General features: G+C 62.4%; 8 protein-coding genes and 1 CRISPR repeat array. All 8 genes read right to left on the reverse strand.

From position 1 onward, the window contains the following. Nucleotides 1-48: 48 nt before the first annotated feature. Nucleotides 49-861, reverse strand: a complete 813-nt coding sequence (gene mdcE, locus BS626_RS09570; protein ID WP_075182173.1) for a biotin-independent malonate decarboxylase subunit gamma — start codon at nucleotides 859-861, stop codon at nucleotides 49-51. Beyond that, nucleotides 858-1691, reverse strand: coding sequence for a biotin-independent malonate decarboxylase subunit beta (locus BS626_RS09575; protein ID WP_075182174.1), 834 nt, complete (start codon nucleotides 1689-1691; stop codon nucleotides 858-860). Before BS626_RS09575 ends, mdcE begins: the two co-directional genes overlap by 4 nt. Beyond that, a complete protein-coding gene (gene mdcC / locus BS626_RS09580) occupies nucleotides 1684-1983 on the reverse strand; it encodes a malonate decarboxylase acyl carrier protein (RefSeq protein WP_075182175.1) in 300 nt (99 codons plus the stop codon). Before mdcC ends, BS626_RS09575 begins: the two co-directional genes overlap by 8 nt. Then, complete coding sequence (locus BS626_RS09585) at nucleotides 1970-2857, reverse strand: triphosphoribosyl-dephospho-CoA synthase (RefSeq protein ID WP_075182176.1); 888 nt, start codon at nucleotides 2855-2857, stop codon at nucleotides 1970-1972. Before BS626_RS09585 ends, mdcC begins: the two co-directional genes overlap by 14 nt. Continuing rightward, nucleotides 2857-4518 carry a malonate decarboxylase subunit alpha gene (gene mdcA, locus BS626_RS09590; RefSeq protein WP_075182177.1) on the reverse strand — a complete coding sequence of 554 codons (1662 nt, stop codon included), beginning with the start codon at nucleotides 4516-4518 and terminating at the stop codon, nucleotides 2857-2859. Before mdcA ends, BS626_RS09585 begins: the two co-directional genes overlap by 1 nt. A 138-nt stretch (nucleotides 4519-4656) precedes the next feature. Beyond that, complete coding sequence (locus BS626_RS09595; protein ID WP_075182178.1) at nucleotides 4657-6081, reverse strand: glycoside-pentoside-hexuronide (GPH):cation symporter; 1425 nt, start codon at nucleotides 6079-6081, stop codon at nucleotides 4657-4659. Nucleotides 6082-6375: 294 nt separating this feature from the next. Further along, nucleotides 6376-8973, reverse strand: a complete 2598-nt coding sequence (gene acnB, locus BS626_RS09600; RefSeq protein ID WP_139308806.1) for a bifunctional aconitate hydratase 2/2-methylisocitrate dehydratase — start codon at nucleotides 8971-8973, stop codon at nucleotides 6376-6378. A gap of 759 nt (nucleotides 8974-9732) precedes the next feature. Then, nucleotides 9733-12263: a CRISPR direct-repeat array (repeat unit 29 nt; unit sequence CGGTTTATCCCCGCTGGCGCGGGGAACAC). A gap of 84 nt (nucleotides 12264-12347) precedes the next feature. Beyond that, nucleotides 12348-12641 carry a type I-E CRISPR-associated endoribonuclease Cas2e gene (cas2e, locus tag BS626_RS09605; RefSeq protein ID WP_075182179.1) on the reverse strand — a complete coding sequence of 98 codons (294 nt, stop codon included), beginning with the start codon at nucleotides 12639-12641 and terminating at the stop codon, nucleotides 12348-12350. Nucleotide 12642 lies beyond the last annotated feature (1 nt).

The raw sequence follows: 12642 nt of genomic DNA on the forward strand, positions 1-12642 counted from the left end.
GAGATTCAGCACAAGTGCGGCGAGGTACCGGTAGCGCCTCGCCGGGTCTCAGTCGCGCCAGACGGCGCGCATTTTTTCGCGCACCTCGCGCGAACAGCGGCGGTTATCGGCCTGCAGGCGGTGGCCGAGGCCCGCTCCTTGCCGGCGACTCTCCGCCAGCGCAGCGGCCAGCGTGTGCTGCACCGTCGCCTGCTCGGCCGCGGTGGGATGCAGCGGATCGGCCACGGTCAGCAGCGCATCCAGCAGGCCGAGGCTCTGATAGCTGCCGATGTCATACGCCATCGGCGGCACCCGGGCAGCCAGCGCCTCCAGCGCCGCCACGGTGCGCAGCGTGATCCGCGCCGCCGCCGCTTTGCCCATCGCGTGGATCATCACTCCGGGATCGTTAAAGGCGATCAGCCGGTTAGCCTGATACCCCAGGGCCAGAAACGCCCCGGACATCGCCTTACCCACGATCAGCCCGACCACCGGATGGCCATTCAGCCGGGCGGTGGCCCAGGCGGCAACCGCGCCGGCCAGCGACTGGTGAATGCCCAGCGCCTCTTCGCGCCGCCCGTAGGCCTGACCGGGCACGTCGATAATGGCAATCAGCCCGCGTTTTACCGTCCGCGACGCATCCTGCTCCACCGCCTCCCGCACCGCCTGCGCCAGCGTCCACCCCTCCTGTAGCCCGACTTCACCCCGGCGCGCGCGCGGCCAGCGGCTGTGGGCGTCGGGGACTACCGCCAGCCAGCGTACCGGCTGTCCCGCCAGCTCGCCGTCGGCGACCTTCACCGAAGCCGGCAGGCCGTCAAGCGGCGTGGCGTCTCCGGTCAGCAGCGAAAACCAGATTTCACCGCGTCCTGCACTGGATTGCGTCATTTTTCCTCCTGAGTAAACAGCCGCGTCGCGGAAGTCACATCCACCTGCTGCGCGGCATCGTAACGATTCAGGGCCGCCAGGCCCGCCGCCACCCGATCGCTACGCGGTTCGGACGGCACCCCCTCAGCCAGCAGCCGGTGCAGAGCCTCGGTCACCGCCGGCACGCTGTCCGCGACCTCGGCATCGGCAAAGCCGCAGCGGGTGCGCACTTCCCCGCCGGTCAGGCCCCAGATCAGCGGACGATCGCGGGAGTCGTATTCGGCGATCCCCGCCTCCTGCTCAATCACCTGCGGCCCGTTCAGCCCCAGCCGCGCTTCGCGGGTCACGATCAGCGCGCTGCACAGCCCGGCGGCGATCGACATGCCCCCAAAGCAGCCGACGGTGCCGGCGATGATGCCGATCACCGGCACGTAGCGGCGCAGATCGACGATCGCCGCGTGGATCTCGGCGATCGCCGCCAGCCCGAGATTCGCTTCCTGCAGCCGCACGCCGCCGGTCTCCAGCAGCAGCACCGCCTGGGTTTCAATCCCGCCGCGATTATCTTCCGCCGCCAGCTCCAGCGCGGCGGCCATCTTCGCCCCGGAGACTTCACCCAGGCTGCCGCCCTGGAACGCCCCTTCAATGGCGGCGATCACCGCCGGACGTCCGGCAATCGTGCCCCGCGCCACCACCATGCCGTCATCAGATTGCGGCACTACCCCCTGCGGTGCCAGCCACGGCGAGCTGAGCCGCGCGAAGGGCCCAAGCAATTCACGAAAGCTGCCGTCGTCCAGCAGCGCCCGGGCGCGCTCGCGCGCCATCAGCTCAATAAAGCTGGGATCGTTACGCATCGGCCGCCTCCTCAAATACCTGTTCAATCCGCAGTCGTGCCACGCCGGGCGTGGCGCCAAAATCGTTGATCTCCAGCCGCCCGCCGGGCAGCTCACCGACCAGCCGCAGCCGCTCAAACAGATGCCGCCAGCGCGACTGGCTGTTGTCCACCGACGTGGTGATCCGCACCTGCAGCGCGTGACCGGGCTCGGGCTCAAACAGCACCTCCATGTCGCCCGATCCCACCACGCCCACCTGCGCCCGGCCCGCCAGACTCCGGCTGGCGGGATACTGCAATTCAATCTTTTCCATGATCCTGTCCTGCATCAAATGAGAGAGGGAAGGCGCGCGCCAGCAGCAGCGCCGCGGCCAGCAAATCCGCCGCGCCGCCGGGGGAGACGCCCCGTTTTAGCAGCTGGCGATCCAGCGATGCCAGCGCCAGTCGCCCCGCCGGCGTGCCGTAGCCGCCCAGCGCCAGCACCCGCTGCGCGCCTGACTGCATGGCGGCTAACGCCGGCAGCCCACCGCGCGACAGCACGCAGGTGTCACTGAGGTGGCTCATGATGGCCAGCAGCCCATCCAGCCGCACCGCCTGCGCATCACCGCCGGCAAGGTGCGTGCGCCGCATTTGCGGCAGCGCGTGCTGCATCACGTGTGGAAACCCGCGCTGCGCCTCCTCGCGCGCCCCGGGCAGCCGGAAGCGCCGGCTGGCGCGCAGGCCGTGGCTGAAACCGCGCGGCGCGGCCGGATCGGTCAGCCGGGCCAGCGCGGCGGCGAGAAAGACGGTGCGTTCGGGCTCCGCCTGCTCCCCCTGCATCGCCAGCGCGGTCACCAGCAGCCCCAGTGCCCATATCGCTCCGCGGTGCGTATTCACGCCGCCGGTCGCGGCCAGCATCGTTTGCTCACCGGCGCGCCCCAGCCGTCCCACCTCACTGCGCAGGGCGACATCGGCGTGCCGCTGCCAGCCCGCCAGCGCCAGCGCATAAAAAGTCGGTTCCAGCGCGCGGGCCGAGCGCACCATCAGCGCCAGCGTCATATCCGCATGAGCACCGCTGCCGCGCCCGTCCACCAGGCCGGGCTTGGGAGTGAGCCACACTTCGGCAATCAGCGCTTCGCGGGCCCAACCGGCCAGCTGCTGCGCGCGCGGCACCGCGGTAAACGGGGGATGACAAACCGGTTGTTGCATTACCAACTCCTGAATTTCGCCGGTGGCTGATAGCGCCCGCCCGACCAGTCGACCAGATCGGCCATGCTGGTGGCCGCCAGCAGCGAGCGGCTGGCGTCGGTGCGGCGGATGCCGAGGTCTTCCGGAAACGCGACCTTACCGGCCCGCCGCAGCGCCGTTACCCGCGCCGCGTCAACGCCGAGACCGATATCGGTGATTCCGGCCACCGTCGCCACCATTGCCCGGCGCTCCTCCAGCGAGGTGGCGCGGTACAGGTAGGCAATGCCCTCTTCGGTGAGTACGTGAGTGACGTCATCGCCGTAGATCATCACCGGCGCCAGCGGCATGCCGCACTCTTTCGCCACCGCTATCGCATCCAGCTTGTCGACAAAGGTCGGTTTTTCTCCGGCCTGAAAGGTTTCCACCATCTGCACCACCAGCTTTTTGCCGCGCGCCATCGGGTCCGGCTCAACAATCATATCCAGCCAGGCGGGCGTGGCGTGCCGGCGACCGTGCGGGTCGTGGCCCATATTCGGCGCGCCGCCAAAACCGGTGAGTCGGCCGCGGGTAACGGTAGAAGAGTTGGCCAGGCCGTCGACCTGCAGCGTGGAACCAATAAACATATCGACCGCATACTGGCCGGCCATCTGGCAGAAGGCGCGGTTGGAACGCATGGCGCCGTCGGCCCCGGTAAAGAAGATATCCGGCCGGTCGGCGACATACGCCTCCATGCCCAGCTCGCCGCCAAAGCAGTGGACGCTCTCCACCCAGCCGCTCTCGATGGCCGGGATCAGCGTAGGATGGGGATTCAGCGTCCAGTGGCGGCAGATTTTACCTTTCAGCCCCAGCCGTTCAGCGTAGGTGGGCAGCAGCAGCTCAATGGCCGCGGTGTTAAAGCCAATACCGTGATTCAGCGACTGCACCTGGTGTTTGGCATAAATGCCCTTGATGGCCAGCATGCCCATCAACACGTGGATCGGTTTAATCAGCCGCGGATCGCGGGTAAACAGCGGTTCAATAAAGAAAGGCTGGTCGGCGACCACCACCGCGTCGATCCATGAGCCGGGAATATCGACGCGCGGCAGATCGCTCACGTCATCCACCAGCTGATTGATCTGCGCGATGACGATGCCGTTTTTGAACGCCGCCGCCTCCACCAGCGCCGGCGTATCCTCGGTGCTGGGTCCGGTATACAGATTGCCCTGACGATCGGCCATAAAGCCCGCCACCAGCACCACGTCGGGGATCAGATCGACGAACAGCCGGGCATAGAGTTCGATGTAGGTGTGGATGGCCCCGACTTCCAGCTGACCGTCAGCCATCAGCTGACCAATACGCAGGCTTTGGGTGCCGGAATAGGCAAAATCGAGTTTGCGGGCGATGCCTTTTTCAAAAATATCGAGGTGTTCGGGACGCCCCACGCTCGGCATAATCATATGCAGATCGTGGATAGTTGCGGGATCCAGCGCGGCAAGATGGCGCGAGAGAAAATCTGCCTGTTTCTGATTATTGCCCTCCATGACCACCCGATCGCCTGAGGCGATCAGCGCGGTCAGCAGCGCGTCAATGTCGTCGGTAGCCAACACCTTACCCGTGAGCAGAGTGGCTACGCGCGCCAGACGCCGCCGCTTTTCCTGCCGGCGACTATCCCAGACGCGCGAAGCCGAAACCTGATGCTGCATGCGAACCTCCTGGTTCTCCTTAATCGGTAGAGAACCAGACTAGGCCGCCGCCGCGCGGCGTATCAATGCACCGTTTGTTGCACCGTTAGCCTGAAGCTAACGGTGCCGCGCCGCGACGTGACCGCATGACGTTACCCGTCAGACGTGCGGAGCGGGCTCACCGTTCGCCCGCCCGTGCGGCTGCTGGCCGGCGACATAATCGGTTAGCTGAGCGTAGTTCTCCCGCCGCCGGTTCAGCTCGGCGCTGACGGTGACCATCGCCTGACGATCGACGTGCAGCAGCCTGACGCACAGCGCGGTAGCAAGATACCCCAGCGCCGGCACCAGGCAGAACAGCACCTGAATGCTCTGTACCGCCGCCGCGGGCTGGCTGGCCGCGCCGCCGCTGTAGTGGAACAGCGCCAGCGTCGCGCTAACCAGCGATCCGGAGAGGGCCAGACCGATTTTCAGCGCGAGGAAGTTGCAGGAGAAGTTGATCCCGGTCAGCCGCTTGCCGCTCTTCCACTCGACATAGTCATCGACATCGGCCATCACCGACCAGTTAATCGGCTGCGCCACCTGATGCACCAGGTTCAGAATGAAGTAGACCACCAGAAACAGCGCGCCGGGAGTCGGCGGCAGAAAATACATGCCCGCCGACCACAGGGTGAGGAACAGACTGATCCACCAGAATATTTTCAGCTTGCAGAAGCGATCGCTGAGCGGCTTAGCCAGCGCACTGCCGAGGATCATCCCCACCACCCCGGTGCTCATAAACAGGGTGATATACCCCGCTCCGGCCTGCATTACCCAGGTGAGGAAATAGAGGGTCGCCGCCATACGAATAAAGCCGGGCAGCACGTTGACAAAGGTCAGCAGCAGCAGGCGCGGCCACTGATCGTTACGCAGAATATCGCGCAGATCGTTACGCAAGGTGTCGTTTTTCGGCACCACGGCGGTGACGCGTTCGCGTACCAGCGCAAAGCAGAGCAGAAACATGACCAGCCCCAGCAGGCTGAGCACCGTCACCGCCCGCTGATAGCCCAGCGCCTTGTCCTCTCCTCCCAGCCAGGCCACCATCGGCAGCAGCGACAGGGTCAGGATAAGCGTTGCCACGCCGACGCCGATAAACCGCCAGGACTGGCAGGCCACGCGATCTTTCGCATCGTAGCTGATCACGCTGCCGAGCGCGACGTAGGGAATATTGATAAAGGAGTAGGTAATGGACATAAACAGGTAGGTAAAAAACGCGTACAGCGCTTTTCCCGTCTCACCAAAGTGGGGCTGGGTAAACATCATGATGCAGAACAGCGCGTAGGGCAGCGCAAAAAACAGAATGTAGGGGCGAAACTTGCCCCAGCGGCTCCAGGTGCGATCGGCTAACAGGCCGATCAGCGGATCGGAGACCGCCTCGATCACCCGCACCCCCAGCCAGATAATGGCCACGGTGGCCGCGCTCAGGCCGTACACATCGGTATAGTAATAATTGAGGAACAGAAAAACCGCGCCGCCGACGATATTGCAGCCCGCATCGCCCAGGCCATAGCCCATCTTTTCCAGTAAACCCGGATGTTCTCGTTGCATGTTACTCCCCTTGTTACGCCGGTTGGCGAGTCCACAAGCGGGCTCTTCAACCTGTGGCAGCCGGGTAAACCCGGCCACGGCCTGAGTTCCAATATATGAAATGCCATTTCAAAATATAGATTCACGCCAGCGATGTCAAACCTGCGGCAGAGGTATAAATCGATATATATCAACAAGATAAATAAAAAAACTCGAAGCGTGATCGGCAACACGCTTTTCTGCGTCGCGGCGCTCACCCGCCCGCAGGCATAAAAAAAGGGAGCCATGGCTGGCTCCCTGATTAACCGGAATGTGTCAGACCGCGGTCTGGAAAATCACGCCGTCGGCTTTTTCGGTGTACTGATTCAGCTGGTCAAAATTCAGGTAGCGGTAGGTATCCGCCGCGGTTTTATCCACCTGATTCATGAACTGCTGATACTCGTCCGGCGTCGGCAGCTTGCCCAGCAGGGAAGCCACCGCAGCCAGCTCCGCCGACGCCAGATAGACGTTCGCGCCGGTGCCAAGGCGGTTCGGGAAGTTACGCGTGGAGGTAGAAACCACCGTCGCGCCGTCCGCCACCCGCGCCTGGTTCCCCATGCACAGCGAGCAGCCCGGGATCTCAATCCGCGCGCCGCTCTTACCAAAGACGCTGTAGTAGCCCTCTTCGGTCAGCTGCGCGGCGTCCATCTTGGTTGGTGGCGCCACCCACAGGCGGGTTGGCAGCTGGCCTTTGTGGCTGTCCAGCAGCTTACCGGCCGCGCGGAAGTGACCAATGTTGGTCATGCAGGAGCCGATAAACACTTCGTCGATCGACTCACCCTGCACCTCAGACAGCAGGCGCGCATCGTCCGGATCGTTCGGCGCACAGAGAATCGGCTCGTTGATCTCGGCCAGATCGATCTCGATCACCGCGGCGTACTCGGCGTCGGCGTCGGCTTCCAGCAGCTGCGGATCCGCCAGCCACTTCTCCATGCCCTGGATCCGGCGCTCCAGCGTGCGGCGATCGCCGTAGCCTTCGGCAATCATCCACTTCAGCAGCACGATGTTGGAGTTGAGGTACTCGATGATCGGGGCCTGATCCAGCTTGATGGTACAGCCGGCCGCGGAGCGCTCGGCGGAGGCATCAGACAGCTCAAATGCCTGCTCCACTTTCAGATCCGGCAGGCCTTCGATTTCAAGAATGCGGCCCGAGAAGATGTTCTTCTTGCCTTTTTTCTCGACGGTCAGCAGGCCCTGCCTGATGGCGTACAGCGGAATGGCGTGTACCAGATCGCGCAGGGTAATGCCCGGCTGCATCTTGCCTTTAAAGCGCACCAGCACCGATTCCGGCATATCCAGCGGCATGACGCCGGTGGCGGCGGCAAAGGCCACCAGGCCAGAACCGGCCGGGAAAGAGATGCCGATCGGGAAGCGGGTGTGCGAGTCCCCGCCGGTACCGACGGTGTCCGGCAGCAGCATGCGGTTCAGCCAGCTGTGGATGATGCCATCGCCCGGACGCAGCGACACGCCGCCGCGGTTCATGATGAAGTCCGGCAGAGTGTGGTGGGTCGTGACGTCAACCGGCTTCGGATACGCCGCGGTGTGGCAGAACGACTGCATCACCAGGTCGGCAGAGAAGCCGAGACAGGCCAGATCCTTCAGCTCGTCGCGGGTCATCGGGCCGGTGGTATCCTGCGAGCCCACCGAGGTCATCTTCGGTTCGCAGTAGGCACCGGGACGCACGCCCTCGGTACCGCAGGCGCGACCAACCATTTTCTGCGCCAGCGAGTAGCCGCGGGTGCTGGCCGCCACGTCTTTCGCCTGGCGGAACACGTCACTGTGCGGCAGGCCCAGCGCGTCGCGGGCCTTGGTGGTCAGGCCGCGACCAATGATCAGCGGAATACGGCCACCGGCGCGCACTTCATCCAGCAGCACGTCGGTTTTCAGCGCAAAGGTCGCCAGTACCGCACCGGTATCGTGGTGGCGCACTTCGCCTTTGTACGGATAAATATCGATCACGTCGCCCATGTTCAGCTCGGTGACGTCCACCTCGATCGGCAGCGCGCCCGCATCTTCCATGGTGTTAAAGAAGATCGGGGCGATTTTGCCACCCAGCACCACGCCGCCGCCTTTTTTATTCGGCACGTTCGGGATGTCGTCGCCCATAAACCACAGCACCGAGTTGGTGGCGGATTTACGCGACGAGCCGGTGCCGACCACGTCGCCGACGTAGGCCAGCGGGAACCCTTTCGCCTGCAGCGCTTCAATCTGCTTAATCGGACCGACATTACCGTTGTCGTCCGGCTCAATGCCTTCGCGCGCGGTTTTCAGCATCGCCAGCGCGTGCAGCGGAATATCCGGACGCGACCAGGCGTCCGGGGCCGGCGACAGGTCATCGGTGTTCGTTTCACCGGTCACTTTGAACACGGTGACGGTAATTTTTTCCGCCAGCTCCGGGCGGCTCAGATACCATTCGGCATCGGCCCAGGACTGCATCACCTGCTGCGCGTGGGCGTTGCCGGCTTTGGCTTTCTCTTCCACATCGTAGAAGCTGTCAAACATCAGCAGGGTGTGGGACAGGGCTTTGGCCGCGATGGGGGCCAGTTTGGCGTCGTCCAGCGCATCGATCAGCGGATGAATATTGTAACCGCCCTGCATGGTACCCAGCAGTGCTATGGCATATTCAGGAGTGACCAGAGGAGAGGTGGCGTCGCCTTTGGCGATTGCGGCCAGGAATCCGGCTTTCACATAGGCCGCTTCATCAACGCCCGGCGGCACGCGGTTGACCAACAGATCGGTCAGAAATTTTTCCTCGCCCGCAGGCGGGTTTTTTAGCAGTTCTACCAGCGCGGCCATCTGGGAAGCATCTAACGGCTTAGGTACGATTCCCTGGGCGGCACGCTCGGCAACGTGCTTACGGTATTCTTCTAGCACGACGTTCTCCTCGCTCTCATTGTATGGGTATCCGGTGCACCCTCTCTGAGGTGACAAAGCGTTCCGTAAGTAGGGTAAGGTGCCCGGTTCCGCGTGGGGCAGCATAGCAGGATTTGCCCGGCGTGTTAATCTGTTTACAAAAAAGCAACATTGTGCTGGCGTTGGCAAACGTGGGGTCATATCCGCCTGTCGCCGCGTCCTCCGCCAGCCGATCTGACGCATTATGCGCCCCGCGCATTACCGCCGGTTATGCTATCGCCGCGCGTCCGGTCGCAGAAGTTGGGGGGCGGAGCGCACCGCCTCAGACAGGCGGTGTGGTGAACCGGCGCGTTGTGGGACGTCAATGCGCTAAACGTCACTGCGCCTTCATCAATGGCGCTGGCCCACAGGTAATATCCTGTTTATGACAGGAAATGGCGGCATCGGCCAACAGTCCGCGTTGCCCCCTTCTATCTCCAGGCCAGGCCTCGGCAGGCGTTAATGTACTGCGGACGGACTGAGTGAAGCGGCCTGTCTCAACGGCCCCAATGTGGAACGACCGCGGACCAGCGCTGGCGCACTGCTGATGATGCTGGTGTTTGAATGAGATGAAAAACGCTAAAACGTCGTTGACTGCTCAGGCAAATGCCTTAGCCCTCGCTCATTAATATCACGTATCTGCGTCATCAATTTCCTGTCTGTCGCGTTCGTTCAGCGTACAATCCGCTCCCACCGACAGAGGAAATTTTCAGCCAGTGAGGCCGATACGACCAGCGACATCGCTTGATCCCCGCTGGCGCGGGGAACACAAAAGAAGAATTTTTTCATCCATCGAAGGCAGCGGTTTATCCCCGCTGGCGCGGGGAACACGATGTGCAGCAAATTGGGCAGATTGCGCAGCATCGGTTTATCCCCGCTGGCGCGGGGAACACCTCGCAGTCGGGCTGCACCTGAACGCAGCCAACGGTTTATCCCCGCTGGCGCGGGGAACACAATCCATCGGCCCAATGCCATTAACCAGATCGCGGTTTATCCCCGCTGGCGCGGGGAACACCATGGAAAATCAGCCACTGACGAGGCGGAAATCGGTTTATCCCCGCTGGCGCGGGGAACACGGGATACGGCCCAGCTCCGCAGGCGTCACCACCGGTTTATCCCCGCTGGCGCGGGGAACACTGTCCAAATTCCACAGCTGGCGCTCGGTAATGCGGTTTATCCCCGCTGGCGCGGGGAACACCAGAACAACGCTATCGCGCTGATCAACAATACCGGTTTATCCCCGCTGGCGCGGGGAACACTCGGCGGCGGTAAACAGGTTTTCCGGAGCCTGCGGTTTATCCCCGCTGGCGCGGGGAACACTCCTTCGCCACCGGTTCGCTTGGCTCTTTCACCGGTTTATCCCCGCTGGCGCGGGGAACACCGATCCCGATTTTGTGCGCCTGGGGGGCATTCCGGTTTATCCCCGCTGGCGCGGGGAACACTCTGATTTTCGCAGGTTGAATAATTCTTCTAGCGGTTTATCCCCGCTGGCGCGGGGAACACGAGGATCACACATACTACCACTAAGATCGTTCCGGTTTATCCCCGCTGGCGCGGGGAACACTACCGGCCAGTGTTGCAGCAAAGGTATTGCTGCGGTTTATCCCCGCTGGCGCGGGGAACACACATCATAGGGAGAGTTTTCTGGTCATCAACACGGTTTATCCCCGCTGGCGCGGGGAACACCGAACGCCGGTATGCTGACGGGATACTACCAGCGGTTTATCCCCGCTGGCGCGGGGAACACCATAACACTCCGCAAGTAAACAAATATGTTGACGGTTTATCCCCGCTGGCGCGGGGAACACGAGCTGCCAATGTATCCATCGAGCGAGAAAACCGGTTTATCCCCGCTGGCGCGGGGAACACGCCCGGCCCTGGACTATAACGTTGAAAAAGTCCGGTTTATCCCCGCTGGCGCGGGGAACACCCCCTTGCCACCCGTAGACACTAGCACCGCTACGGTTTATCCCCGCTGGCGCGGGGAACACTAGATGCGGAGGGCACGGAGGGCGTCGAGGTGCGGTTTATCCCCGCTGGCGCGGGGAACACGAATTGATCTCCTGCTCGTCTTTGTATGTGAGCGGTTTATCCCCGCTGGCGCGGGGAACACGATCGCGTCGCAGTATATGCGCCGGTCGCGCCCGGTTTATCCCCGCTGGCGCGGGGAACACAACAGCGCCGTGGCGCCGTCGATTTTGCTTTGCGGTTTATCCCCGCTGGCGCGGGGAACACCCCCGACCAAAAGGCAGGAGAAAACGATGAGCCGGTTTATCCCCGCTGGCGCGGGGAACACAAATCGTCACAACTATCACGGCAGCATCTTTACGGTTTATCCCCGCTGGCGCGGGGAACACGCTACCCGTAGGCACTAGCACGGCTTTGCATACGGTTTATCCCCGCTGGCGCGGGGAACACTCAATCCTCCTCCACCGACTCGATATACGTCTCGGTTTATCCCCGCTGGCGCGGGGAACACCTTCTGGCATCAGCCGGTCCGATTTCAGGATACGGTTTATCCCCGCTGGCGCGGGGAACACCGTGGCCGTTCTGGTCACCAGGGTGCGGGTTTCGGTTTATCCCCGCTGGCGCGGGGAACACTGCCGCGCTGGAGGGCATTAAGCGCCGCACGGCGGTTTATCCCCGCTGGCGCGGGGAACACCCCGGCGTGCTGTTCAGCGACCGATCGGCAATCGGTTTATCCCCGCTGGCGCGGGGAACACGATCCGCCGCTGCCGTTCGTCTTCATTTCGCGCGGTTTATCCCCGCTGGCGCGGGGAACACGTCCGGATAGACCCGAAAAAGGATGCCGCCCGCGGTTTATCCCCGCTGGCGCGGGGAACACAGACGCCGGACACCACTTACGAGGATTACGACCGGTTTATCCCCGCTGGCGCGGGGAACACCCCCTCAAAGGCATATCGAGATAATTCGGTTACGGTTTATCCCCGCTGGCGCGGGGAACACGCAATGCTGAATATCCATGCGTGTCTCTCATGCGGTTTATCCCCGCTGGCGCGGGGAACACAGCTAATTCCTCAACGGGAGCGTTAGTAGCGGCGGTTTATCCCCGCTGGCGCGGGGAACACACGTAAGGAAGTTTTTTGGCTTCGGTCGCCATCGGTTTATCCCCGCTGGCGCGGGGAACACCCCGAACGCCAGCCCATTCGATTACAGGAAAACGGTTTATCCCCGCTGGCGCGGGGAACACAGGTAACCGTCATCAGCTAGCTGTTTTGCTACCGGTTTATCCCCGCTGGCGCGGGGAACACTCTTAAATTATATGTCTGTTTTAAAAGGATTTTTTCATTACCCTCTATTTTACCGACATTATTGATTTTTTAAAGAACACTAACCTATTGATTTATCGTGGCGCTGAATGAAACTAACCTTAACCCATCCATCTCTACCGGCAGTCGCCTGTTTTCTCCATAAGTCTGAAACTCAAAACCAGACTCACTGTTACTGGCCCACGCCATCACAATATTCCCCTGCTCAGCCAGGTGATTGATTTGCTGCCAAATCATCTCGCGCGTTCGGCGCGAAACATCGCCAAGATAAACGCCCGCCCTGATTTCCAGTAACCAAATTGCCAGTCTCCCGCGCAAACGCGGAGGGACATTTTCCGTTACCACCATTAGCATACTCACG

The sequence above is a fragment of the Pantoea sp. 1.19 genome, from assembly GCF_001922585.1.
In the GTDB taxonomy this organism is placed as follows: domain Bacteria; phylum Pseudomonadota; class Gammaproteobacteria; order Enterobacterales; family Enterobacteriaceae; genus 1-19.

Coding starts and splice junctions, on each gene's coding strand:
- mdcE (WP_075182173.1), bottom strand. CDS start 861: ATGACGCAATCCAGTGCAGGACGCGGTGAAATCTGGTTTTCGCTGCTG.
- BS626_RS09575 (WP_075182174.1), bottom strand. CDS start 1,691: ATGCGTAACGATCCCAGCTTTATTGAGCTGATGGCGCGCGAGCGCGCC.
- mdcC (WP_075182175.1), bottom strand. CDS start 1,983: ATGGAAAAGATTGAATTGCAGTATCCCGCCAGCCGGAGTCTGGCGGGC.
- BS626_RS09585 (WP_075182176.1), bottom strand. CDS start 2,857: ATGCAACAACCGGTTTGTCATCCCCCGTTTACCGCGGTGCCGCGCGCG.
- mdcA (WP_075182177.1), bottom strand. CDS start 4,518: ATGCAGCATCAGGTTTCGGCTTCGCGCGTCTGGGATAGTCGCCGGCAG.
- BS626_RS09595 (WP_075182178.1), bottom strand. CDS start 6,081: ATGCAACGAGAACATCCGGGTTTACTGGAAAAGATGGGCTATGGCCTG.